The 22,523-nt window shown below is 69.6% G+C and carries 22 protein-coding genes and 1 tRNA gene; 9 read left to right on the forward strand and 14 right to left on the reverse strand.

The window, feature by feature from the left end; genetic code table 11:
- Window positions 1–15: 15 nt before the first annotated feature.
- Complete coding sequence (locus AB0C66_RS01705) at window positions 16–573, reverse strand: hypothetical protein (RefSeq protein ID WP_362431485.1); 558 nt, start codon at window positions 571–573, stop codon at window positions 16–18.
- Between the two features lie 530 nt (window positions 574–1,103).
- Between AB0C66_RS01705 and AB0C66_RS01710 the strand changes: the two genes are divergently transcribed.
- From AB0C66_RS01710 to AB0C66_RS01720, 3 genes are all read left to right on the forward strand, one after another.
- Entirely contained in the window at window positions 1,104–1,937 is an 834-nt protein-coding gene (locus AB0C66_RS01710) for an OmpA family protein (protein WP_362431487.1), read from the forward strand.
- A 58-nt stretch (window positions 1,938–1,995) separates the two neighbouring features.
- Window positions 1,996–3,252, forward strand: a complete 1,257-nt coding sequence (locus tag AB0C66_RS01715) for a hypothetical protein (RefSeq protein ID WP_362431489.1) — start codon at window positions 1,996–1,998, stop codon at window positions 3,250–3,252.
- A gap of 248 nt (window positions 3,253–3,500) precedes the next feature.
- A complete protein-coding gene (locus tag AB0C66_RS01720; protein ID WP_362431491.1) occupies window positions 3,501–3,902 on the forward strand; it encodes a hypothetical protein in 402 nt (133 codons plus the stop codon).
- A 94-nt stretch (window positions 3,903–3,996) separates the two neighbouring features.
- Here AB0C66_RS01720 and AB0C66_RS01725 read toward each other — a convergent pair whose 3' ends face one another.
- On the reverse strand, window positions 3,997–4,416 hold the full coding sequence (locus AB0C66_RS01725; protein ID WP_362431493.1) for a hypothetical protein: 420 nt from the start codon (window positions 4,414–4,416) through the stop codon (window positions 3,997–3,999).
- Between the two features lie 205 nt (window positions 4,417–4,621).
- The gene (locus AB0C66_RS01730) at window positions 4,622–5,203 is read right to left on the reverse strand and encodes a hypothetical protein (RefSeq protein ID WP_362431495.1); all 582 of its coding nucleotides are present in this window, start codon (window positions 5,201–5,203) and stop codon (window positions 4,622–4,624) included.
- 962 nt (window positions 5,204–6,165) lie between these two features.
- Here AB0C66_RS01730 and AB0C66_RS01735 point away from each other — a divergent pair.
- Both AB0C66_RS01735 and AB0C66_RS01740 read left to right on the forward strand, forming a co-directional pair.
- The gene (locus AB0C66_RS01735) at window positions 6,166–6,369 is read left to right on the forward strand and encodes a cold-shock protein (protein ID WP_010986199.1); all 204 of its coding nucleotides are present in this window, start codon (window positions 6,166–6,168) and stop codon (window positions 6,367–6,369) included.
- A 279-nt stretch (window positions 6,370–6,648) separates the two neighbouring features.
- Entirely contained in the window at window positions 6,649–8,163 is a 1,515-nt protein-coding gene (locus AB0C66_RS01740) for a DEAD/DEAH box helicase (RefSeq protein ID WP_362431497.1), read from the forward strand.
- Between the two features lie 130 nt (window positions 8,164–8,293).
- Here the strand turns inward: AB0C66_RS01740 and AB0C66_RS01745 are convergent.
- Window positions 8,294–8,369 (reverse strand) — tRNA-Arg (locus AB0C66_RS01745).
- 99 nt (window positions 8,370–8,468) lie between these two features.
- Entirely contained in the window at window positions 8,469–9,620 is a 1,152-nt protein-coding gene (locus AB0C66_RS01750) for a serine hydrolase domain-containing protein (RefSeq protein ID WP_362431499.1), read from the reverse strand.
- A 99-nt stretch (window positions 9,621–9,719) separates the two neighbouring features.
- Between AB0C66_RS01750 and AB0C66_RS01755 the strand changes: the two genes are divergently transcribed.
- From AB0C66_RS01755 to AB0C66_RS01765, 3 genes are all read left to right on the forward strand, one after another.
- Window positions 9,720–10,388, forward strand: a complete 669-nt coding sequence (locus AB0C66_RS01755; protein WP_362431501.1) for an SMI1/KNR4 family protein — start codon at window positions 9,720–9,722, stop codon at window positions 10,386–10,388.
- 141 nt (window positions 10,389–10,529) lie between these two features.
- The gene (locus AB0C66_RS01760; protein WP_362431503.1) at window positions 10,530–11,036 is read left to right on the forward strand and encodes a SigE family RNA polymerase sigma factor; all 507 of its coding nucleotides are present in this window, start codon (window positions 10,530–10,532) and stop codon (window positions 11,034–11,036) included.
- 5 nt (window positions 11,037–11,041) lie between these two features.
- Complete coding sequence (locus AB0C66_RS01765; protein ID WP_362431505.1) at window positions 11,042–11,824, forward strand: hypothetical protein; 783 nt, start codon at window positions 11,042–11,044, stop codon at window positions 11,822–11,824.
- A 299-nt stretch (window positions 11,825–12,123) separates the two neighbouring features.
- On the opposite strand, the gene AB0C66_RS01770 is transcribed toward AB0C66_RS01765, so the two are convergent.
- From AB0C66_RS01770 to AB0C66_RS01805, 8 genes are all read right to left on the reverse strand, one after another.
- Window positions 12,124–13,911, reverse strand: coding sequence for an IucA/IucC family siderophore biosynthesis protein (locus AB0C66_RS01770; protein ID WP_362431507.1), 1,788 nt, complete (start codon window positions 13,909–13,911; stop codon window positions 12,124–12,126).
- Window positions 13,908–14,522, reverse strand: coding sequence for a GNAT family N-acetyltransferase (locus AB0C66_RS01775; RefSeq protein ID WP_362431509.1), 615 nt, complete (start codon window positions 14,520–14,522; stop codon window positions 13,908–13,910). The genes AB0C66_RS01770 and AB0C66_RS01775 overlap by 4 nt, the downstream gene beginning before the upstream one ends.
- Window positions 14,519–15,826 (reverse strand): lysine N(6)-hydroxylase/L-ornithine N(5)-oxygenase family protein, encoded by a 1,308-nt coding sequence (locus tag AB0C66_RS01780; protein WP_362431511.1) that lies wholly within the window; start codon window positions 15,824–15,826, stop codon window positions 14,519–14,521. Before AB0C66_RS01780 ends, AB0C66_RS01775 begins: the two co-directional genes overlap by 4 nt.
- A gap of 33 nt (window positions 15,827–15,859) precedes the next feature.
- Window positions 15,860–17,443: an aspartate aminotransferase family protein gene (locus AB0C66_RS01785; protein ID WP_362431513.1), complete on the reverse strand. Its 1,584-nt coding sequence runs from the start codon at window positions 17,441–17,443 to the stop codon at window positions 15,860–15,862.
- 173 nt (window positions 17,444–17,616) lie between these two features.
- Complete coding sequence (locus tag AB0C66_RS01790; protein WP_362431516.1) at window positions 17,617–18,498, reverse strand: siderophore-interacting protein; 882 nt, start codon at window positions 18,496–18,498, stop codon at window positions 17,617–17,619.
- Between the two features lie 48 nt (window positions 18,499–18,546).
- Entirely contained in the window at window positions 18,547–19,575 is a 1,029-nt protein-coding gene (locus AB0C66_RS01795) for an ABC transporter substrate-binding protein (protein WP_362431518.1), read from the reverse strand.
- Window positions 19,576–19,878: 303 nt separating this feature from the next.
- Window positions 19,879–20,157: a DUF4190 domain-containing protein gene (locus AB0C66_RS01800; protein WP_362431520.1), complete on the reverse strand. Its 279-nt coding sequence runs from the start codon at window positions 20,155–20,157 to the stop codon at window positions 19,879–19,881.
- A 3-nt stretch (window positions 20,158–20,160) separates the two neighbouring features.
- Entirely contained in the window at window positions 20,161–20,316 is a 156-nt protein-coding gene (locus AB0C66_RS01805) for a hypothetical protein (RefSeq protein WP_362431522.1), read from the reverse strand.
- 148 nt (window positions 20,317–20,464) lie between these two features.
- Between AB0C66_RS01805 and AB0C66_RS01810 the strand changes: the two genes are divergently transcribed.
- Complete coding sequence (locus tag AB0C66_RS01810; RefSeq protein ID WP_362431524.1) at window positions 20,465–21,094, forward strand: TetR family transcriptional regulator; 630 nt, start codon at window positions 20,465–20,467, stop codon at window positions 21,092–21,094.
- On the opposite strand, the gene AB0C66_RS01815 is transcribed toward AB0C66_RS01810, so the two are convergent.
- A complete protein-coding gene (locus AB0C66_RS01815) occupies window positions 21,060–22,385 on the reverse strand; it encodes a M6 family metalloprotease domain-containing protein (protein WP_362431526.1) in 1,326 nt (441 codons plus the stop codon). The two genes, AB0C66_RS01810 and AB0C66_RS01815, sit on opposite strands and share 35 nt — an antisense overlap.
- Between the last annotated feature and the right edge of the window lie 138 nt (window positions 22,386–22,523).

The raw sequence follows: 22,523 nt of genomic DNA on the forward strand, positions 1-22,523 counted from the left end.
GCGAGATGGCGTGCTTCAGGCCAGCAGCGGACCAGCGAGGAAGGAGAGGCCGGCGGCCGCTGCCATCAGGCCCGTCCAGGCCACTCCTCGGGTGATGTACCGGTGCTTGGTCATCGTCACCCGGGCCAGCAAGGGAATCAACTGCCAGATCTCCTTCCGCTCGCTGCCGGCGTCCGGCCGCGGAGGGTTGCCATCGGCGGCTGCCAATAGCGGCAGGCTAAACCGGTTAGGGGTGGGCGGCGGCCCCAGCCGGGGGCGGAGCGCCTGAACGACGCAGTACACGGCGGGCAGGAACGCCGCAACGTGCAACACCAGTAAGCCGACTGCGATCCAAGCACCGGGCCCGCCGCGCTCCCATGCCCCGCGTACGAGGTCGCCCTGAGGGACGGCCGTGGCTATCAGCCCTACCTGGATGGCACAGAGGATACCGACCTTCGCGTCGGCGAACTGGGCCGACGCCTGGAGCGAGGTGTAGACGGCCAGACCCGACTGGAGGCCGACGGCTCCGTCCCCCTCGGGGGCGGAGCGCACGGGGCGGCTTCCGGCGGTGTTTCCGGCGACGGAGATGGACACAGGGAGCCTCCTGGTACCGAGCGGTCGAAGGCTCCCAGTAACGCCTGTAGCACTGCTCAAGAACAGTCACAAATGCGCATTTCACTCAATTGGAGACCCCCATGAGCCCCTTGCCGCGAGCGTTACCCATCCGATTCCTCGCTGCAACCGTCGTCCTGACCGCGGTTCTGGCAGGCAGTGGCTGCGGTGCCTTCGAACCGGCGAAGACACGGCCCTGTGCCTGGATGGACCGTACGTCCGACGACACCCGGCAGCGCACCGTCGTGCTTGTCGACCGCAGTTCCTCCACCCGCCCGCTGAGGACTACGGCACCCACAACTCGGGTACCGGACTGGTCGGCCACTCTCTTGGCTGACCACGGGCTCACGCTGCCGGCACTAGAGGGCGGACTCCTCTCCGCCGCCGGGTTCGACGGGACGCGGGCCACCGTCGACTGGGAGGTGGACCATGCGACCGTTACCCCGGTAACAGGTAACGACACACTCAAGAAGGACCGGCGGAGTGTCCGACACGCCTGCTTGGAGAAGCGGTTGCGACAGTTGTCCGCCGGAACGCCGAGCACCGATCGTACCGATGTGCTGGGTGCCCTCGCGGCGGCGTCCGACCAGCTCGGTCAGGGCAGTGGACGGCGTCGGATCATCATGGCGACCGACGGGTTGACCAACACCGGGTGCGTGGACCTGCGTTCCGCCGGATTCGACGGTACCGCGGAGATCACGACGATGGTGAGGCGCTGTCGCAAGGCGGGGGAACTCCCGAATCTGACGGGTACCGAGGTAAGTCTTGTCGGCATAGGCCGGGCCGCTCGCCGTGAAGTGCCGTCCTCCTCGCAGACCGCCTGGTTGACCACGCTGTGGACCCGGATGTGCGAGGCCACCGGCGCCGCGGACTGCCACGTGGCGGCGACAGCGCGTTCTCACGAGGCGGGGCCCGGGACCGGGGCCGGTAAGTCCGAACCCGAGGTGACCTTCCCTGCCGTCTCGGAACGGCCGGCAGGCAAGGTCACCACCATCACCCTTCCCGGGTCCGTCCTGTTCGCGACCGACCACGCGGAGCTTTCCCCCACGGCGCGGAGCACGCTGGACGACGCGGTGCGCCGGATCAACGAGCTTCATCCCAGCTCGGTGACCGTCTCCGGACACACCGACTCCCGGGGGAGCGAACAGCACGGAAGGCAGCTCTCTCTGGCCCGCGCACAGGCTGTCCGTGCCGCCCTCGTCCAGCGCGGGATCAGGGTGACCTCCACCCATGGCTACTCCGACGACCAGCCCCAGTGCACCCCTGAGTACCGCGACAGCGTTCCGGACTACGCGGCGATGGCCTGCAACCGCCGAGTGGAGGTGGCCGTGACGGTCCATCGCTGACCCCCGTGACCGAGTCCGTAACCGTTCGGGAAGCACCTCGCAGAAAAGGACTTTGTCCATGTCCCAGATCCACCGAGGCATTCCTTGCCACCACGGCTGTGGATGCGATATTCGGCATTTAGTGAAAAGCGCAGAACAGGGGCCCGAGCGGGACCCGGAGCGTCTCGACAACGGTGAGATGCGGATGCTGCTGCGCGCGGCCCGTGAGGTCGCCGAACTCGTCAGCCGCAACCGCGAGCAGCTCGCCGCCGCCCGCGCGCGTACGATCGGCACTCATGCCAGGACCGAGGAAGCAGTCCAGTCCCTCGCCCGATTCGAAGCGGCCGCCTCACTACGGACGGCGCGCGTGGCCCAGGAGGGGGTCGAGGCCCGCCACGCGGAGGACGGGGCTCACGACCGGCGTCGTCGCGAGACATGGATACGGGTGCTGCGCTGGCCGGTCATCGCTGCCATGGCCGTGTTCGACGCCTGGTACTTCATGCGGGTCTTCCAGTACCTCACTACCAGCGAGGAGTCTGTTTCGCTGGTCGAGCAGACGGTCTCATTCCTTCCCGGGATCGTCCTGGCTCTGGCCTTGATGTTGTCCGGACACGCGATCGCGGCCCCCCTCTATCGGGTGCGCGAGCAACTGCATGCCCTCCGCGAACGCCGTCCAGGACTCGCCCTGCTCAGCTCGCTCGCCCTGCCTGTCCTCTACCTCGTCGCCGTGCTGATCACCGTCACCGTGTGGGCGGTGCTACGTGCCCGTGACACTGCGGTGGGGGAGGCGGGAGTCGAGGGCGCCCGGTATGCGCCGGGCTGGGTCGCCGTGCTGATGTTGGTACTCGCGATCACCGCCGTGGCCATGAAGGTCGTTGCCCACAACCCTTACGCCGACAGCGCGGACGAGGCCCGTCGTGGTCTGCTGCGGGCCCGACTGACCTATGCCCTGCTGGTACGGAGAGTCGGCGCGGCCCTGCGCGAGCACGAGCGGGCCTGGAGCGACCTGTGCGCCCTACGGGACGAACTGGCCTCGCACGTGCGGTTGGAGAGCATGCGTGTCTGGGAAGCCGCCATCCTCAACGCCCGTATGCTCCATGGTCAGGCTGGCCACACGCCGCCTGCCCCGGCACCTGCTTCGCCGGATGACCCGGAGGTGCAGGCACCGACAGCCGCCTGGATGGCACCGCTCTTCACCGGGGTGGTCGAGCCCCCACCGGAACTCGGCCCTCTGGTCGAGGCCCACCGCATTGCCGTCACCTGTGCCCCGGCTGAACTGCGCGCTCACCGTGCTGAGCTGATCAGCCGCATCGACCGGCAGCTGACTGCGGCTTGATGGCGGAATGCGCTCGACTTGATGTCAAGGATGGATGTCAGCCAGTGAGTTCTACAGGGCTATCTCATGCCGCTCCCGCCATGGTCCGATGGAGTCACGGGTTGGTAGTGGGTTCTGGGAGTGGCCCGGGCAACACCAGTGGTTGCGCCCTGGTGCAGTCCTTCGAAGCCAGTCGGGCAATCGACCTATAGGGGCGGCGCATGCAGTGGTCAACAATTGTGGCAACAGCTGTGGGCACGATTCTTGGTGTGGTCAGCACGCTCATCGCTGACCGCCTTCGGTGGCGCCGCGACGCCTCGGAGCGGGATCGAGACGCGTTGCGTGCCGCGTTCACGGCGTACCTCACAGCGCTTGCTCGGGCCCGGGATGCGTTTTCCCGAACAGAACCTTCTCCAGAACGCGTTGGCAAGGGCCACATAGCGATCGTTGAGCACGATGTATACGCAGCACAGCAGCAACTGGCATTGGTGGCCCAGCAGCCAATCCTCGACATGGCCAGTCGAGCGACCCTCAGTGTGCTCGACTTTCACGACGTGGTGGTGGTCGGCCGTGACTCGGACACTGCGGAGTACGTCCATGCCTGGAGGGCCGTGCGTGAGGCCCGCCAGGTGCTAGTCGACGAGATGAGGACAGCCTTGCGGCGAACCTGAGAAGAAGGATCACAAGTGATCGGGTTTGAACCCAACGACCTCTTCGTCCTGAGGTTAGTTAGGACGGTGAGACACGCAGAACTGGTCTCCTAGGTCAACGTGGAGCTCGCCCGTGTTGTTCGTAGAGGCGTCTTACCTGCCTGATCCAGAAGCTGTCCTTCTCGTCTTTCGATGCACTCAGGGGGAGGAGTCGAAGGTCCTTGGCCAGCTGGTAGAAGCCGGGCCCAGCATCGTTGGCGGTCAAGTAGTTCACTAGAGCTGACAGCATCAGCGGGGGATCAGAGGGATTGATCTGCTGGTCGCGTTCTACGATCAGCCCCAGCAGGTGCCCCATAGCTGCTCGCTCGTCGGCACGCTCAAAGTCGAAGGCACGATACCCAGTTCGTCTGGACAAGGTGACGTTGAGTTCTGTGTATGAGGTGAGCTTGCCCAGCTTGGCCCGCTCAATGAGGAACTCGCGGCCTGCGTCTACCAGCCTGTCCCACTCGCTGCTCTCGCGGCCGTATGCAGACATCCCGCTCCCTGTAAGCCCAATCAGTCCGTGGGCGTGAACGTACTCTGTCTGCCGAAAACTCACAATCTCTCGATGAGCTTGTCAGAGCAGCCACTTGCGACCGGGCCCTCGCTATCAATCTGCTTGTGGCAGCTGTCACTGTCGGTCGCCTATGGTCGGCCTCGGGCGTCCTAGCTCGGTCCAGGGAAGGCCAGGCCAGAGCGGCTCATCCAAGCGGAGCTGGCGCCACCGACAGCTGTTCGCTGTGGAGCCAGGTGAAGGTGCGATCCGGTTCCAGGCGGGAGTCTCCCCAGTAAATGACGTGGATGCCACCCTCTGGATCCGCGGTGAAGAACAGACATACGAGTTTGGTGGAGGCGCCGAGAGCCTCGAAGGTCTCGTGCAGATCCGCGTATTCCTCGGTCGTGTACTCGTCACCCAGAGAGAAGAGGCCTTCGTCCGGTCCCGGCCCGTGACCCAGGAGCATGCGTCGGCGCGTGGGGGAAGCATTGGCAGCCAACCGCGCACGGTCGAGGGGCCTGGGACGGTCGGCATACTTAAGGGGGAAGAGCGCGTGGTCGTTGATGACGGCGTACTCGTACCCGCGTACGTCCCGGACAGCTTCGTCCAGCTCACGGGCCATGTCGGCAAGGTGCTCGCGCACGGCCTCGGCCAAGGTCACGCCGTAAGGGCTGCGCTTCTTGAGCCTCGCGGTGCGGTGCACGGCGTGTGCCTTCGCGTGAGCCCTGGCCAGTTGCGCTGGTATCGCCTCGACGAGCCTTCCGGCGTGCCGCCCGAACTTCTTCATAGCCCACTCCGACGGCCCATCTTGGTTGCCACCTTGCACGGGCATACGCAATCCCTCCCCCACTCCCCGCGTATCAACTGTGTGACATGCGCACGAAGCACGAGCAAGAGACAGGATCAGGCCACAGGCGCAAAAACGCCTGAAACAACGCCCGGTTCCGGTACCTGTTCGAGTACAACTGGCCACGTCTGCCCGGGGGTCGGGGCGGCGGAAGGTGCGACATCCGCAGTAGGTCGCCACTGCCCCTCCATGGCTGGGCCGCCGACCGTGCGTAACTTTCGGAGCCACCAGGCGAGGTGATCGATCGACGCCCCGTCCTGCGCGAGGTCGAAACGGTAACCGAGCACTGCTCGGCTGTGGGGTCCTCCTGCACATCTTGGCCCGGCGACTCCACTGCCATGCCGCGTCGCGCTCGCGGCAGATGGGCGTCTGTCGCTATCACGGAAACTGGCCACGCGAACTGTGAATGTTTACTGTTCCCGGTGTAGTTTTTCGGCTGCGGCCCGAGCGCGGCTTGCCGTCCCGCCGGCCGCTCGCGTTGTCCTCGACCGCGAAGCCACGGCTTCTCCCGTGCCCGTCTCCCGGGATGGGGCGGTTGCCTTCCTCCGTGCTGCCTGTGCCTGCGGGGCCACGGCGGTGGCCGAGGAGGCCGACGGATATTTCGGTCGAATACGGGCGAGCGTCGACGGCGCATATCTCATGCCGCAACTACAGAAATGGCTACTGGTGCGGTAAGGATTTTTTACGCTCTCGAAAGCCTCGGGATCAAGTGCCGCGCATGGCCGCCGGTGCCGTGCTACCGTCGATCCAGTTGCAGTTGTGGTTCCCAAGACTTCATGTGTGCTCGCCGTCACATATGGCGGAGCGCTTTCGTATTTCCGGTGTTCCGGACGGGCAATCAACGCAGCGACACGGGGCTCACACGGTGTGGGCTCCGGGCACTGCCCCGAAGGAGACAAGACATGGCTACTGGCACCGTGAAGTGGTTCAACGCGGAAAAGGGCTTCGGCTTCATCGAGCAGGACGGCGGCGGCGCCGACGTCTTCGCCCACTACTCGAACATTGCCACCCAGGGCTTCCGCGAGCTGCAAGAAGGCCAGAAGGTGACGTTCGACGTCACGCAGGGCCAGAAGGGCCCGCAGGCCGAGAACATCGTTCCCGCCTGACGCTCACGCGTAACACCGTAGCTGGGGCCGCACCTTGGGTGCGGGCCCCAGCTCGTTGCTTTTCGGTGTTCCCGTGTGCCTGTAACAGCCGCATACGCGGCGTGCGGGCGGCCCGTCGCTCTTCTTTGCGGCATTGCCGGTTCCGCTTCGGCGCGCAGGGTCGACATATTACCGACCCGCTTCGTTCTCTCTCATTTCATCGGTTCGTCCTTGCGATTCTCTGTGCGCGGCCCATTGCCGCCGGGAATTCCTCGACGTACCGCTTCGAGGAAGGTTTCCATGAATCGCACAGCCCGCACGAATGACCGCTACTCCCGCTCCGCCGGTTCGTCCGGTTCGGGCCGCGGCGGCCAACGCTCCGGTAGGCCGAACCGCTCGGGCACGGGTCGTTCCGGGGGCCCCGGGAAGCGTCCGGTGACACCGCAGGGAGAGTTCGCCCCGCCCGTCACCCACACTCCCGCCCTGCCCCCGGCCGAGACCTTCGCCGCGCTGGACATGCCCTCGGCGCTACTGGCGGCCCTCACCGCGGAAGGCGTGTCCACCCCGTTCCCCATCCAGGCCGCCACGCTGCCGAACTCGCTGGCCGGACGCGATGTTCTCGGCCGCGGTCGCACCGGCTCGGGCAAGACGCTGGCCTTCGGCCTGGCCCTGCTGGCCCGTACCGCCGGGCAGCGCGCCGAGCCCCGCCAGCCGCTGGCACTGGTCCTGGTCCCCACCCGGGAACTGGCCCAGCAGGTCACCGACGCCCTCACCCCCTACGCCCGGCCGCTCAAGCTGCGGGTGGCCACCGTCGTCGGGGGAGTGTCGATCGGCCGTCAGTCCAGCGCACTGCGCGGCGGGGTCGAGGTGGTCGTCGCCACGCCGGGGCGGCTCAAGGACCTCATCGAGCGCGGTGACTGCCGACTGAACCAGGTCGGCATCACCGTCCTGGACGAGGCCGACCAGATGGCCGACATGGGCTTCATGCCCCAGGTCACCGCGCTGCTCGACCAGGTGCGGCCCGAGGGGCAGCGCATGCTCTTCTCGGCCACCCTGGACCGCAACGTCGACCTCCTGGTCCGGCGCTACCTGACGGACCCGGTGGTCCATTCCGTCGACCCTTCGGCGGGCGCGGTCACGACGATGGAGCACCACATACTGCACGTCCACAGCGCCGACAAGCACGCCACCACCACCGAGATCGCCGCCCGTGAAGGCCGGTCGATCATGTTCCTGGACACCAAGCACGCGGTGGACAACCTCACCAAGCATCTGCTGAAGAGCGGTGTCCGCGCCGCGGCCCTCCACGGTGGCAAGTCCCAGTCCCAGCGCACCCGCACGCTGGCCCAGTTCAAGACCGGCGATGTCACCGTCCTGGTGGCCACCAACGTCGCCGCCCGCGGCATCCACGTCGACAACCTCGACCTCGTCGTCAACGTCGATCCGCCCAGCGACCACAAGGACTACCTGCACCGTGGTGGCCGCACCGCGCGCGCAGGCGAGTCCGGCAGCGTCGTCACCCTCGTCCTGCCCAACCAGCGCCGCACCATGGACCGCCTGATGGCGGACGCGGGCATCGTCCCGCAGACCGCCAAGGTCCGCTCCGGCGAGGCCGAACTGAGCCGCATCACCGGCGCCCAGGCACCCTCCGGCGTCCCGGTCACCATCGCCGCACCGGTCGTCGAACGTGCCAAGCGCAGCGGCTCGTCCACACGCGGCCGCCGCAGCCGGACCGCCCAGGCCCGCCGTGCCGCGGGATCGACCCGTACCGCGAAGCCGACCGCACGTCGGACCTCCTCGGCCCCGACCGCCTAGGACACAGGTCGCCGAGAGCGCCGGACTGCGGATCACCCGGAGTCCGGCGCCCGGCGGGGTGATCGCCGCCTTCGACGGCAGGTCTGGATGTCAAAGAGCACCTACCAAAACTGGTAGGTGCTCTTTTGGCTGGTGCCCCCGGCAGGATTCGAACCTGCGACACCCGCTTTAGGAGAGCGGTGCTCTATCCCCTGAGCTACGGAGGCCCGACGGTGCTGCGGCGGTGTGGCCGGTGAGGGCCGCGGTGCCGCAAGACAGTGTAGCGGGTGGTGATCCGTAGGCCCCGGGGGTTGGGGCGGGTGGGGTCAGGCGGTGGCGGCGTGGTGCCAGAAGGCGCGCATCAGTGGGGGTGGGGTGGGGCCGGACATCTGGAGCTGGGTGAGGAGGATCGTGACCGCGCCGGTGGAGGGGGTGAGGTGGCCCGCCGTACCGGTGCCGCCGACCCAGCCGTAGCGGCCCGGGACGTTCCAGGGGGCGGTGGGCGTGATGTCGACCGAACCGCCGTAGCCCCAGCCCTGGCCCTCCAGGAAGAGCGCACCGGCCTCGCGCTGGGCGGGGGTGAGGTGGTCGGTGGTCATCCGGGCGACGGAGGCGGGGGAGAGGACGCGGTGCCCGTCGGGGCCGGTGCCGTCGGCGAGGAGGGTACGGGCGAAGGCGAGCCAGTCATCGGCGGTGGAGACCAGGCCGCCGGCGCCGGACGGGAAGGCCGGGACGGTGCTCCACTGGCCGTCGGGGGCGTCGAGGAGTTGCGGGGCGCCGGAGTCGTCGAGGCCGTAGTAGCCGGTGAAGCGGTCGAGTTTGTGGGGCGGGACCGCGAAGCCGGTGTCGGTCATGGCGAGGGGCTCGAAGAGCCGTTCCGCCAGGAACTCGGGGAGGGGCCGGTCCGTGACGCGGGAGATCAGGACGCCCTGGATATCGGAGGAGGTGTTGTACAGCCAGGCGTCGCCGGGCTGGTGCAGCAGGGGGATGCGGGAGAGGGTCGCCATCCAGGCGTCCGGGGGCGCGATGTGCTGGGGCTGCGGCGGGCCCTGCTTCAGTTCGCCGAAGAGCGGGGCGAGGGCGGGGAGGGAGAAGTCGTCGGGGAAGCCGTGGCCCGCGCGGGAGGTGAGCAGGTCGGCCACGGTGATCGGCCGGGCGGCGGGGACCACGTCGTCGACCGGGCTGGACGGCGTACGGACGACCATCGGGGACGCCAGTTCCGGGAGCCACTGCGCGACCGGATCGTCCAGCTTGATCCGGCCCTCGTCGATCAGCGTCAGCACCGCCGCGGCCATGATCGGCTTGGTCATCGAGGCGATCCGGAAGATCGAGTCCCGGGCCATCGGGACGCCGCCCCGGAGATCGGCGGAGCCGACGGCCGCCACCTCGACCTGGTCGCCGCGCGCCACCAGGGCCACCGCCCCCGGCAGCGGTCCGTCGTCTACATGGGACTCCAGGAGGGTGCGCAGAGTGGACATCGGGACTTCTCCTTCGCGTGGGCGCGGGCCAACGTAGGACCCGCGGCGCGGTGAAAAATCATCGGACCCGGCCCGACGTGGGCGATACGGTCCTCTGCCATGCGCGGAAGATGGACGGGGGTGCGCGAGCGGGTGCTCTCGCTGCGGGAGGCGCCGGGGGCGTCGAAGGTCTTCGGGGCGTCGTGGGGGAAGTACGGGCATGGCTTCGACCTGCGGCCGCCCCTCGCCGAGGCCGAGCTGGTGGCCGCCGAGCGGGTGTGGGGGGCCACCCTCCCCGAGGAGTACCGCGGCTTCCTGCTGGAGGTCGGGGCGTCCGGGGCCGGGCCCGACTACGGGTTGTTCCCGTTGCGGCTGCCCGGCCCGGAGCGGGTCGCCCCCGGGTCGGGGCATCTGCGGCGGGCCTTCCGGCCCGCCACCGTGATGGAGCTCCTCGACGCCCACGAGGAGGCCGAGCCGCGCCGGGACGCGTACCCCGACGACGACGCGTATCTGGCGGCCTTCCGCGTCTGGGACCGGCGGGACGACGAGCTGCGCGACCAACTCACCGACGGAGCCCTGTACATCGGCGAACAGGGCTGTGCCTACTACACCCTCCTCGCCGTCACCGGGCCCGAACGCGGCACCGTCTGGGACGACGTCCGGGCCGTCGGTGAGGGTGTGCTCCCCGTGCGGCGGCTGGACAAGGAGCGGGTGACCTTCGCCGAGTGGTACCTCGACTGGCTCACGGCGGCCGAACGGCAGGCGTGGGCGGCCGCGGAGGCGGGCTGACCTCCGACCGGTTGCGCCGGGTCTTCTTGACCGCCGGTCGGGGGACACCCGGCCCCGGGCCACCCCGATTCGCGCCCCGCGCCCTTCACCATGGGGGAGAGGGACGGGAACCGGGCGGGGGCACGAGGCGAGGAGACCACGGTGAGCGCTGCGACACCGGGCTTCGAGGAGTTCGTGGCCGCGCGCGGACCGCGGCTGCTGCGCGTCGCGTGGCTGCTGACCGGGGACGTCCACCTGGCCGAGGATCTGCTCCAGACCGTGCTGGCGAAGGTCTGGCCGAAGTGGCGGCGGATCGCCGCCGACAACCCGGAGGCGTACGTCCGCAAGGCCCTGGTCAATACGCACGCCTCCTGGTGGCGGCGGCGCTGGCGCGGGGAGGTGCCGCATGACGAGGTGCCGGATGTGACGGCCGTGCCGGACGCGTTCGAGGGCATCGATCTGGAGCAGTCGCTGGCCGCGGCGGTACGGCGGCTGCCGGGGCGGCAGCGGGCGGTGGTGGTGCTCAGGTACTTCGAGGACCTGAGCGTCGAGGACACCGCCGAGGTGCTGGGGTGCACCGCCGGGACGGTCAAGAGCCAGGCGTCGAAGGCGTTACGCACCTTGCAGTCGCTGGTGCCGCGGACCGAACTGGTGGAAGACGGAGGGTGAGGGCGGTGACGGGCGTGAGTGGTGAGCGGCCGGGGCGTGACGAGTCGGGGCGTGACGAGCCGGGACGTGATGAGCGGGAGCTGAGGGCGCTTCTCGAACGGGCCGTGCCCCGGCCGGGCCCGCCCGCCGATCGGATGCGGCAGGTACGGGACCGGGTGCTGCGGCGGCGACGGCGGCGGGTCGCCGGGCTGGCCGGGGGAGCGGTCGCCGCGCTGATGGTGATCAATGTGGTGTCCCCGGTCCGGGGTGGGGGCGAGGCGGTGTACCGGCCGAACGCCGCTCCGCGCGCGGCGGCGGGCAGCTCGTTCCGGTTCGCCGCGCTGGCGGAGATGACGGTCCGGCTGCCGGACGGCTGGAGCGGACGCGCGCTGCGCGCGCGGCCGGGGCGGGATCCGGTGGGGCTGGCCGGTAGTCGGCCGACGGTCATGTCGGTGTCGGCATCGGGGTCGTCAGTGGCCGGTTCACGGGCTTCCTGCCCGGACGTCCAGCGGTACTGCGTACGCCGGTCGACGCTCCGGGCCGGTGAGGGCCTGATCGTCTTCCGCTTGCAGCGTGGCCATGTGGGCGAGGGCGGTGCGGAGGCCCGGCTGATGGACACCGGACGGGGGAAGTCCTGCCGGGCGGCGGGCGGTACGCGCGAGTTGACCGGCTGGCGCGCGGTGGAGGAGGGCGCGGGACGCGCGGGCGACGAGCTGGTGCTCGCCTCGGCCTGTCTCCACCGGCCTTCCGCCGCCACGCTCGCCCAGGTGCGGTCCGTCCTGCGGACGGCGGTCTTCCGGGAGGCGTGAGCCCCCTCGTTCCTCAGCGGGGTCCGGACACCGATCCCCCGCCCGGCCCCCGGACCGGCCCCCATTCCGGTCCGGGGGCCGGGCTCCGCGCCCCCACTGGTGTCGCCCCGGCACGCCGCGTCCCGAGGCGAGACGCTCCGAGGCGCGGCTCGCCTCAAGGGCGTTCCTCCCCGTGCCGGGGTGACGGGCATATCCTCGCTCCCCTGCGTGGGGACCGGTCCCGGGCTCCACGAGAGACCAGACGGGGCCCCGCCCCAGGAGACCGTTCCTGGGGCGAGGCCCCGTCCTGCGCGATCCGCTCAGCCCTCCGGGCGGAAGCGCGCGATCGGGTTGCGCAGGGTGCCGATCAGCTGGAGCGCTCCGGCCGGGTCCTGGAGGTCCACCATCTCCTTGTTGTTGCGGAGCTGGAGGCGGTTGAGGCAGGACAGCGCGAAGTCCTCCGCGAACAGGTCGTACTGGGCGAACTTGTCCGCCAGCTGCGGGGCGGACTCCTGGTAGGCCGTGACGCAGTCGGCCACCGTGCGCCAGAAGGCGTCCTCCGTCAGCAGACCGTCGTCGACCAGGATCCCGTTGAGGAAGCGCAGGAAGCAGTCGAAGACATCGGTGAAGATCGACAGCAGCTTCAAATCCTCGGGGACGTCCGCGCGGATGCGCTCGACGGCCGGGGGCAGCACCGCGGACGGGTCCATGACCGCGATCTCCTCGGCGATGTCCTTGAAGATCACCCGCCGGACCGCGCCGTCCTCGATCACCAGGATGGCGTTCTCGCCGTGCGGCATGAAGACGAGGTCGTACGCGTAGAAGCTGTGCAGCACCGGGGTGAGGTACCCGTCCAGATAGCGGCGCAGCCAGTTGGCCGGGGTGAGGCCGGACTCCTCGATCAGGGCGCTGACGAAGGAGTTGCCGTCGGTGTCGGTGTGCAGCAGGGAGGCCATGGTGGCCAGTCGCTGGCCCGGCTCCAGCGAGGGGACGGGGCTCTCGCGCCACAGCGCGGCGAGCATCTTGCGGTAGGGGGAGTAGCGGTTGGTGGCGGCCTCGTACTGGCGGTGGTGGTAGCCGATGGCCGCCCGCTCGCGGATGATCGAGAAGCGCGCCGCCCGGAAGACGTCGTCGGCCTCGATGACGCCCGCCAGCCAGTCGTTGATGGCGGGGGTGGCCTCCATATAGGCGGCGGAAAGGCCCCGCATGAAGCCCATGTTGAGGACCGAGAGCGCGGTCTTCACATAGTGCTTCGACGGGTCGCTGGTGTTGAAGAAGGTGCGGATCGACTGCTGGGCGAAGTACTCGTCCTCGCCCGCGCCGAGGTAGACCAGGTGCTGCCGGGCGACCTCGGCGGCGAACGAGACGGACAGCTTGTTCCACCACTGCCAGGGGTGTACCGGCAGCAGGTGGTAGTCGGCCAGGTCCAGGCCCAGGCCGGTCATGGTGTCCGCGAAGCGGGCGAGGGTCTCCTCGCCCAGCTCGGAGCGGACCAGCCCGTCGTAGTCGAGGTCGGCGCAGGCGGTGAAGGTGGCGCGGTCGCGGCGGGCGGCCAGCCAGATCAGCTGGACCGGGCTCGCGGTCTCCGGGGCGTACGAGAGGTATTCGTGGACGCCGAAGCCGAGACGGCCGTTGTTGGCGACGAAGCAGGGGTGGCCCTCGGTCATCCCCGTCTCGATCTCCTGGAAGCCGGACTTGGCGAGCTGGGCGGCGCCCACCGGCTCGGCGGCAAGTTTGTACGCGGAGCCGGAGAGGGTGGAGCTGATCTCCTCGAGGTAGACCGGCAGGATCTCCTCGCTCAGCCCCAGTGTGGAGCGCATCTCGAGGAAGAAATCGAGCGCGTCGAGGGGGAGTTCGGCCCCGTCGCGGCCATGGCGGCTGATGCTGTCGGCGTCGACCAGCCAGTGGTCCAGGGTCAGTACGCGGGCGGCGAAGCGGTAGGTCGAGGCGCCGTTGTCGCTCGGTACGGCGTAGCGGCCGTCGTCCTCGCGTACGGGCGTCAGCAGCCGCTCATGGCTGAACTCGGCGAGGGCCTTGCGGATGAGCAGGCGGCCCGCCCGCTCCCACAGGCCGGGTGTGAGGTGGGAGACGGCGTCGCGGGGGCTCATCGGGTCACTCCTCGGGCGGTACGGGGTTCGGCGGCGGCGCCGTCGTCGGCGGCACCGGCGGCACGCGCGGCCTCGAACCGCTCACGCGTACACACGCTCAGACAGGCGTCCTTCTCCGGTTTGGCGATCTTCTCGACGACCTCGAACCCGACGGCCGCGTTGAGCGCGTGCACCGCCGCGTTGCGGACGTCGGGTTCGACGACCACGCGCCGGACGGCCGGGTCGGAGAAGCAGAACTCCATCACCGTCGTGATGACGGCGAGGGTGAAGCCGTGCAGCGGGGTGTCGGTCGGCGCGCACAGGAAGTGCATACCGAGGTCGCCCTGCTGGGGTTCGTAGAGCCCCACCAGCTCCACATGGGCCGGGTCGTAGGCTTCGGCGAGGAACGCGGGACGGCCCTCGTGCAGCCCGATGAACGCGTCGTGGTGCGGGTGTTCATGGATTCGCCGGTACTCCTGCTCGACCTCGGTGAGGTCGGAGTCCTGCATCATCCAGAAGGCGGCCTTGGGGTCGGTGACCCAGCCGTGCAGCAGCGCCGCGTCGGCCGCGGGGTCCAGCGGCCGCAGCGCGAAGGCGCCGAGCCGCTCGTCGTCGCGGGTGAAGAGGGTCATGACACGGCTCCTTCCGGCGCGCCGAACTCCTGGAACGCGATGGACTTCTCGATCGGGTACTGCTCACGGCCCAGCAGCTCGCGGATGATCCACGAGTTGCGGTAGGGGCCCATGCCCAGGTCGGGCGAGGTGAGGCTGTGGGCGTGGGTGGCGGCGTTCTGGAGGAAGATGCCGCGCCCGGTGGTGTCGACGCTGTAGTTGCGGGCGACGTCGAAGCGGCCGTGGCCGTCCCAGCGGATGCGGTCGCGCACCGGCTCCAGGAAGGCGGGCACCTGGTAGCGGTAGCCGGTGGCGAGGACGAGCCCCTGGGTGGTGAGGGAGAAGTCCCGGCCCTGCTCGGTGTGGTGCAGCCCGAGGGTGTACGTCCCGCTGGTCTCGTCGTACGAGGCGGCGGTGAGCGCGGTGTTGGTCAGCAGCCGGGTGGGCACCGGACCGCTCACGCTCTTCTGGTACAGCAGGTCGTAGATGGAGTTGATGAGCTCCGCGTCGATGCCCTTGAACAGGCCCTTCTGCTCGGACTCCAGCCGGTAGCGGGTGTCCTCGGGCAGCGCGTGGAAGTAGTCCACGTACTCCGGCGAGGTCATCTCCAGCGTGATCTTGGTGTACTCCAGCGGGAAGAACCGCGGCGAGCGGGTGATCCAGTTGAGCCGGTAGCCATGGGTGTCGATGTCGGCCAGCAGGTCCTGGTAGATCTCGGCCGCGCTCTGGCCGCTGCCCACGACGGTGATGGACTCCTTGGCCTGGAGGGCTTCCTTGTGCTCCAGGTACCGCGCGTTGTGCAGCAGATCGCCGCCCAGGTCCCGGCAGGGCTCGGGGAGGTACGGCGGGGTGCCGGTGCCCAGGACGAGGTGGCGGGCGCGGTGTGCGGTGGTCTCGCCGGAGGCGGTGCGGACCGCGTGCACGGTGTAGACGCCGTCGGCCTCGTCGTACTCGACGCGGGTCACCTCGTGGCCGAAGCGGACGCTGCGGAGCTTGGCGGCGGCCCAGCGGCAGTAGTCGTTGTACTCGGCGCGCAGCGGATAGAAGATCTCGCGGATGTAGAAGGAGTACATCCGCCCGGACTCCTTCAGGTAGTTGAGGAAGGAGTACGGCGAGGTGGGGTCGGCCAGGGTGACCAGATCGGCCATGAACGGGGTCTGGAGGGTGACACCGTCCAGCAGCATGCCCGGATGCCAGTCGAAGTCGGACTTGCTCTCCAGGAACAGGCCGTCGAGTTCGTCGATCGGCTCGGTGAGGCAGGCGAGGCCCAGGTTGTAGGGGCCCAGTCCGACCGCGATGAAGTCGTGGGTGTGTGGGGTGGACACGGGGGTCTCCGAGTGGGGTGGGCGGTCAGCGGCTCAGCTGGCGCGGGAGTGGCTGAGTTCGGGCTCGATGTGGAGGGCCAGGTACTGACCGGCGTGCTCGGCGAGGAGGTCGAGGACGAACGCGATATCGCTCAGCGATGTCTCCGGGTTGAGCAGCGTGAACTTCAGGTAGTGGCGGCCGTCGACGACGGTGCCCGCCACCACGGCCTCACCGGAGGCGGCCAGGGCCTCACGGGCGTGCAGATTGGCCCGGTCGACGAGGGCCGGGTCGCAACTCGCCCCGGCGGGCGGGACATAGCGGAACACCAGCGTGGACAGCTGGGGCCGGGTGACGACCTCGTAGCGGGAGTCGGTGTCCAGCAGCGTCCAGCCCTCGGCGGCCCGGTCCACCACCTCGTCGAAGAGCCCCCCGATGGCGTCCGCGCCCATGATGCGCAGGGTCAGCCACAGTTTGAGGGCGTCGAAGCGGCGGGTGGTCTGGATGGACTTGTCGACCTGGTTGGGGATCAGGTTCTTGGCGCTGCGCTCGGGGTTGAGGTAGTCCGCGTGGTATGTGGCGTGGCTGAGCGTCACACGGTCGCGGACCAGCATCGCGCTGGAACTCACCGGCTGGAAGAAGGACTTGTGGTAGTCCACGGTGACCGAGTCGGCGCGCTCGATGCCGTTCAGCAGATGGCGGCGGGTCGGGGAGGCCAGCAGTCCGCAGCCGTACGCGGCGTCCACGTGCATCCAGGTGCCGTACCGGGCGCACAGTCCGGCGATCTCCGGCAGCGGGTCGATGGAGCCGAAGTCGGTGGTCCCGGCGGTGGCGACGACGGCCATGACCACCTGGTTCTCCCGGCGGCAGCGGTCCAGTTCGCGGGCGAGGGCGACGGTGCGCATCCGGCGGTCCTGGTCGCACGGGACGGGGATGACGGCCTCGTAGCCGAGTCCGAGGATGGCGGCGGCCTTCTGGATGGAGAAGTGGCTGGCCTCGGAGGTGAGGATGCGCAGCCGCGGCAGGATCGCGGACTTGGGCGGGATCTCGCCGGATCCGGTGGCCGCCGCCTCCTTCTCCACCACCTTGCAGGCCTCGTCGCGGGCGAGCAGCATCGCCTGGAGGTTGGACTGGGTGCCGCCGCTGGTGAAGATGCCGTCCGCGGCGTCGCCGAGGCCGATGCGCTCGGCGGTCCAGTCGATCAGACGGCGCTCGATCAGGGTGCCGCCCGCGCTCTGGTCCCAGGTGTCCAGCGAGGAGTTGACGGCGGACAGGACCGTCTCGCCGAGCAACGCCGGAATCACCACGGGGCAGTTGAGGTGGGCGAGATAGCGGGGGTGGTGGAAGTAGACGGCGTCCTTGAGGTAGACGCCTCGCAGCTCCTCCAGCGCGGCGTCCGCGTCGCCCAGCGGGCGTTCCAGGTCGATGGCGGAGACCTCGGGGACCAGTTCGGCGGGGGTGACACCGGTGAACGGGCGGTCGGCGCGGGCGACGGTGGCGGCCACCAGGTCGACGCCGTCGGTCACGGAGCGCCGGTAGCGCTCGGCCGTACGGTCGTTGAAGAGGTGAGCTCTGCCATCCGTCGCCCCGGGTATCGACTCCGGCGACGGGTCCTCAGCGGTCTGCGCGAGGAAACTCACGGGTTGTCCCTTCGTGGAAGCGGCATGCGGGGGTAATGCCTCCGCGGGCGGGTGGGCGTGCGGACGTCCCGGCCGGCGGGACCGGGGCGCGCCGGAGCGCGCCGCCGGTCAGCTGCCCGTCGGCCAGTGGTGTTCGGTGTGCGGGATGGGTTCGGGGAGGGGAGACGAGGGGGTCAGTCGTCTTCCGGGGGGACGGCGCCCGACACGGCTTCCTCGACGAGCTGTTCCTCACAGGCGCCCAGGCGCCAGTAACCGGTGAAGGTCACGGCCCTGCGGTCGAAGCCGCGTTCGCGGACCAGATGGCGGCGCACCTCGCGCACCGTCCCGGCCTCGCCCGCGATCCAGGCGTACGGGGTGCCCCGGGGCAGCTCGGCCGCGCGCAGCGCGTCCAGCACGAGGGCGTGGCGCGGGGTGCCGGGGGCGGCGCCGTCCCTGACCAGCCAGGTGATCTCGGCGTCGGCGGCGGTGGGCAGTTCCTGGAGGTCCTCGGCGTGCTGGACCTCGATCCACACCCGGGCGCGGGTGCCAGCGGGGAGCCACCGGAGGCTTCCGGCGACGGCGGGCAGTGCCGTCTCGTCGGCGGTGAGGAGGACCCAGTCGGTACCGGGCGGCGGGCGGAAGTCGACTCCCGCGTTGTCCGCCTCGGTGGGGCCGAGCAGGGTGACGCGGTCGCCGGTCTCGGCGCGGCCGGCCCAGCGCGCGGCCGGGCCGCCGTCCTCATGGAGGGCGAAGTCCACGTCTATCTCGTCGGATTCCTGGCGCTGTTCGCGCACGGTGTACGAGCGCATGACACCGCGGACGGCGGGGTCCATGGCCCGCCAGGCGGCGAACCAGCCCTCGCCGTGTTCGACGGGCACGACGGGGGCGGGCTGCCCCGGGTGCGGCAGGAAGAGTTTGAAGCGCTGGTCCCGGCCCCCGGTGGCGAAGTCCCTGAGACACGCGCCGCCGAAGGTGATCCGGGCCATGGACGGTCCGAGCGAACGGGTACGCACCACCCGCGCGGCGAAGAAGCGGAACGGGACGGCGGTGGGGGTGGTGGTGGCTGCGGTGGTCATGGGAGGAGGACTTCCCTTCGCTTGCCGTGGATCGGCCGGGGCGGCGGGTCAGCTGACCTTCTTCGCGTCCTGGATCGCCTTGGTGAGGGACTCGATGAGCGGGGCCGCGCCCGCGTACGAGAACCGCGGCTCGCTGCTCCAGGGGGCGATCTGGCCGGCCTTGACGGCGGGCAGCTTGGACCAGGTCGGCTTGCCGGTCAGGGCCTCGGGCTGGAGGGTGGCGGTGCGGTTGTCCAGGAAGAGCACATCCGCGTCGTACTTGTCGGCGTTCTCCCAGCTGAGGCTCTCGAAGTAGCCGCCCTTGTCGGTCTTGCGGGGCTGGACGAAGTCGACACCGAGCTCGCTGAAGTAGATCAGGTCGGCGTTGACCTTGGGGTTGGAGACATAGAAGAGGTCGGCGCTCGCGGAGCAGGCCATGACCTTGATCCGGTGGGATTTCACCGTCTTGCGGAGCTCTTCGGCCGCCTTCTCGAAGCGCTTCTTGGCGTCGGTGACCTTCTTGGCCTGGAGGTCCGCGCCGAGGGCCTCGGCCAGCTCGGCGTAGCGCTTGATGGGCTCCAGCATGGAGACGCGGCCGGTGGTGATGGCGGCGCTCGGGGCCAGCTCCAGGATCTTCTTCTTGCTGTCGTCCGGGATGTAGAAGAGCGCACCCGGGTCGTACATGTTGGTGATCAGCAGATCGGGGGTGAGCGAGGCGTACTTCTCGACGTTGAACTGCCCCCAGACATTGCCCAGGGAGGTCGCGCGGTCCACCGGGAAGTCGCCCGCCTGGACGTCCGGCTTGCCGTTCTTCAGCTTGCTGGGGCCGAAGACGCCGGTGATCTGCTTGTCGACGCCGAAGTCGTGGAGCGCGGCCGCGGCGGCTATGTACGCCACGATGTGCTGGGGCCGGCCCTTGAGGCTGATCTTCTTCTTGCGGTCGTCGGTGAACGACCAGGAGCCGCCGCCCTTGCCGCTGTCGCCGGAGTCCGAACCGTCCTTGCCGCCACAGGCGGTGACCAGGGCGCCGAGACCGACGGCGCCGCCCGCGGCGAGGAGTCCGCGGCGGGAGAGGGGGAGTGCTCTGGCCTGGCGCATGGAGGCGTGCCTTCTCTCGTATTGCATGGTGCACAGGGGACGTGGCCCGGGACGGCGGCCCGAGGACGTAGTTAGGTTAGCCTAACCAACTGGATTGTCCAGTGGTCGGGGTCCCCTGCCGCCCGGTGAACGAGAGGCACCGAGGCGTGTGCGCGGCCGATACGCAGGCCGGGGGCGGCTGTTGGGCAAGCGGCGCTTCGCCGTCGGACCGCGACGGACATCACATACGCGGCACCCCGCGGCAGTCACATCCGATGTGCTGCCGCGGGGTGCGGGGGCGTGCCGTTGTGGGACGGCCGTGGGTCAGCCGCCGAACTGCCAGAAGACGGACTGGTCCAGGGTTACCAGGACGACGAGCAGGATCACGTCCACGACGCCGAGCGCGATCCCGAGCAGTGCCCGGCCCCGGCGGCCGGTGCCCCGGGCGAGTGCGAGCGTCCCGAGGACGATGGCGCACGGCCCGAAGACGGCGTTGAAGAGCAGGGTGCCGATGAGCCCCAGGACGAAGGAGGCGACGGCCATGCCGTCGGCGTCCTTGCGTGCCCGGACCGGCGAGGTGCGGGTGGGTGCGGTCAGTGCCATGGGTCAGCTCCCCTTGTGCCCGGTGCGTTCGCGGATGAAGAAGACCATCAGCCAGACGCCGATGGCGGCGGAGGCGGTGAGGAACAGCGGGAGCGGGGTGTGTGCCGCCGCACCCAGCAGGATCCCCATCAGGGCGAGAGCCGCGACGATGAACAGCATGTGAGCCTCTCTCGAAGAGATGGATCCGGAAGCGGTTGGCGTGCGGGTGGTCTTTCGGTGAACAGTTGGAATCACACTTGTTCACTGACTTCCAGAGTACCCCCCGAACCCCTGGCCAAAGTCAGCAAACAGCTGTTTACTGAATGATATGAGTCACACGTCCGGGGTCCGGCAGGCCCAGAAGGAGAAGACGCGGCGCGCGCTGCTGGACGCGGGGCTGCGGCTGCTGGAGGAGCAGAGCCTGAGCAGCCTGGGCCTGCGTGAGGTGACCCGGGTGGTGGGGGTGGCACCGGCCGCCTTCTACCGGCACTTCCGGGATCTGAGCGACCTCGGCGTCGCGCTGGTCGAGGAGTCCCTGGACAGTCTCCACTCCCTGATCCGCGCCATACTCGCCGACCAGGTCGGCGACGAGGAGCGCATCGAGGCCAGCGTCGAGGCGGTCGCCGAGCAGGTGCGCCGCTACCCGGCGCACATCCGGTTCATCGCACGTGAGCGGCATGGTGGAGTCCGTCCGGTGCGGGAGGCGATCGCCGCCGAACTGGACCGGTTCGCCGACGAGGTGGCCGACTCCTTCGCCCCGACGCTGACCCCGGAGGGCTGGTCCGCGGAGGATGTCCGGATCCTCGCCCAGATGTATGTGGACCACATGGTGATGACGGCGACCGCGTTCCTGGAGGTCCCGCCGGACCGGCCGGAGGAGGAGCGCCGGGTGGCCGACTCCGCCCGGAAGCAGCTGCTGCTGATCAGCCTCGGGCGCCGCCACTGGCGCGACGGGTGACCTCTATGCCGTAGGCGCCGCTGGCGTCCTGGCCGATCACCCGGATCTTCACCCGGGTGCCGCCCGCGCTGCCGGTGAAGGTCTGCCCGGGGCCGAAGGCCGCGTCGCTCAGCCCGGGGTGGACATTGCGCTCCCGGGTGCAGCCGCGGCCTTCGGGGGTGCTGTCCATGACGGTGACCGGACCGCCGCCGGAGTCCACGCGGCTGTCCACCCAGGAGACCAGTACGCCGGGTTTGCAGACGGCCTCGTCGTTGCCGCCGTTGGTCCGCACCTCGATGGCGTAGCCGGTGGACGCCGAGACGGGCACGAAGACCATCTTGGTGCCGTCCGTCCGGTGCAGCGGTGCCAGCGTGTGGGCCGAGACGCCGGACCGGGAGGCACAGGCCACCTGGCCCGGACCGAACCAGCCCAGCTTCCACTTGTGCCAGGCCAGCAGGTCGTTCCCGGCGCCCCAGTCCTCGGACATCACATCCCAGTGGCCCACCTTGTCCCCGCCGCCGCGGGTGTAGAGGTCGGGCAGTCCGAAGACGTGGCCGTTCTCATGCGGCAGTACCCGGTAGCCGGTGCGGTGCAGCGAGCCGGAGCCGTCGTCCTGGCGGCTGTAGACGAAGGAGACATTGGCCAGCGGGACTCCGTCGGCGATCGGGGCGCGCTGGTTGTCGGCGTAGGTCACCGAGAGCACGGCATGGGCCGCGGGCGGTCCGGCGTTCGGTGTCACCAGCACGTTGACCAGGTCGTAGCGGCTGAAGTCGACCTTGCGGTCGGCCGCCTTGGCGAGGTCGGCGACCAGCTTGCGGTAGCCGGGCTCGAACGGGCTGCCGCGCTTTATCCCATAGGACTTGAAGGAGTGCGGCATCCGCAGCCAGCGGCCTATCGGCATCGCCGGACGGTAGTGGAGCCGCCCGTACGAACTCTGCGCGAACCAGCGCGTGGTCTGCGGGAAGAACTCCTCGAAGCGCTCCCGGGCCGTGCCCTTGCCCCGTACATCCGGGAAATCGATCATGAGGTTGAGGGCGCGGACCGTCCCGGTGCTGCGGCTGTAGCCGCGGCTGGTGGGGATCCCCTCCGACATCTGGAGACCGTGGCCCGGGGCCAGGGTGCACGGTGCGAGCGATCCGGTGGCCGGACGGGCGGACAGGGCGGGCGCCCGCTCGGGGGACGCGGGCGCCGAGGGATGAGGGGTCGCCGCCGGGGCCACCACCGCCACCGTGAGCACGGCGGCGGTGGCGAACGCGCTGCCTCGGCGGGGCCTGCGTATTCGCGGGTGGGAGGTCTCACGGCTCTTGCTCATCGCCGACCACGGTGTGTCGGCGCGCGGCGCGCCGCCCGTGGGGTGCGGCCGTGCGGGGGAAATCGCTGGTCCGTCCGGGCGGCCGCACCGCCGGTCGAGTGTGAGGCAGGTCACCCACGGACTGTGAAATTCCGGGGA

It is taken from the genome of Streptomyces sp. NPDC048636 (assembly GCF_040650655.1).
In the GTDB taxonomy this organism is placed as follows: Bacteria; Actinomycetota; Actinomycetes; order Streptomycetales; family Streptomycetaceae; genus Streptomyces.

What these genes read in the sequence shown, in the direction of transcription:
- AB0C66_RS01715 (WP_362431489.1), top strand. Translation starts at nt 1,996, where the DNA reads ATGTCCCAGATCCACCGAGGCATTCCTTGCCACCACGGCTGTGGATGC.
- AB0C66_RS01725 (WP_362431493.1), bottom strand. Translation starts at nt 4,416, where the DNA reads ATGTCTGCATACGGCCGCGAGAGCAGCGAGTGGGACAGGCTGGTAGAC.
- AB0C66_RS01730 (WP_362431495.1), bottom strand. Translation starts at nt 5,203, where the DNA reads ATGAAGAAGTTCGGGCGGCACGCCGGAAGGCTCGTCGAGGCGATACCA.
- AB0C66_RS01735 (WP_010986199.1), top strand. Translation starts at nt 6,166, where the DNA reads ATGGCTACTGGCACCGTGAAGTGGTTCAACGCGGAAAAGGGCTTCGGC.
- AB0C66_RS01740 (WP_362431497.1), top strand. Translation starts at nt 6,649, where the DNA reads ATGAATCGCACAGCCCGCACGAATGACCGCTACTCCCGCTCCGCCGGT.
- AB0C66_RS01750 (WP_362431499.1), bottom strand. Translation starts at nt 9,620, where the DNA reads ATGTCCACTCTGCGCACCCTCCTGGAGTCCCATGTAGACGACGGACCG.
- AB0C66_RS01755 (WP_362431501.1), top strand. Translation starts at nt 9,720, where the DNA reads ATGCGCGGAAGATGGACGGGGGTGCGCGAGCGGGTGCTCTCGCTGCGG.
- AB0C66_RS01770 (WP_362431507.1), bottom strand. Translation starts at nt 13,911, where the DNA reads ATGAGCCCCCGCGACGCCGTCTCCCACCTCACACCCGGCCTGTGGGAG.
- AB0C66_RS01775 (WP_362431509.1), bottom strand. Translation starts at nt 14,522, where the DNA reads ATGACCCTCTTCACCCGCGACGACGAGCGGCTCGGCGCCTTCGCGCTG.
- AB0C66_RS01790 (WP_362431516.1), bottom strand. Translation starts at nt 18,498, where the DNA reads ATGACCACCGCAGCCACCACCACCCCCACCGCCGTCCCGTTCCGCTTC.
- AB0C66_RS01795 (WP_362431518.1), bottom strand. Translation starts at nt 19,575, where the DNA reads ATGCGCCAGGCCAGAGCACTCCCCCTCTCCCGCCGCGGACTCCTCGCC.
- AB0C66_RS01800 (WP_362431520.1), bottom strand. Translation starts at nt 20,157, where the DNA reads ATGGCACTGACCGCACCCACCCGCACCTCGCCGGTCCGGGCACGCAAG.
- AB0C66_RS01805 (WP_362431522.1), bottom strand. Translation starts at nt 20,316, where the DNA reads ATGCTGTTCATCGTCGCGGCTCTCGCCCTGATGGGGATCCTGCTGGGT.
- AB0C66_RS01810 (WP_362431524.1), top strand. Translation starts at nt 20,465, where the DNA reads ATGAGTCACACGTCCGGGGTCCGGCAGGCCCAGAAGGAGAAGACGCGG.
- AB0C66_RS01815 (WP_362431526.1), bottom strand. Translation starts at nt 22,385, where the DNA reads ATGAGCAAGAGCCGTGAGACCTCCCACCCGCGAATACGCAGGCCCCGC.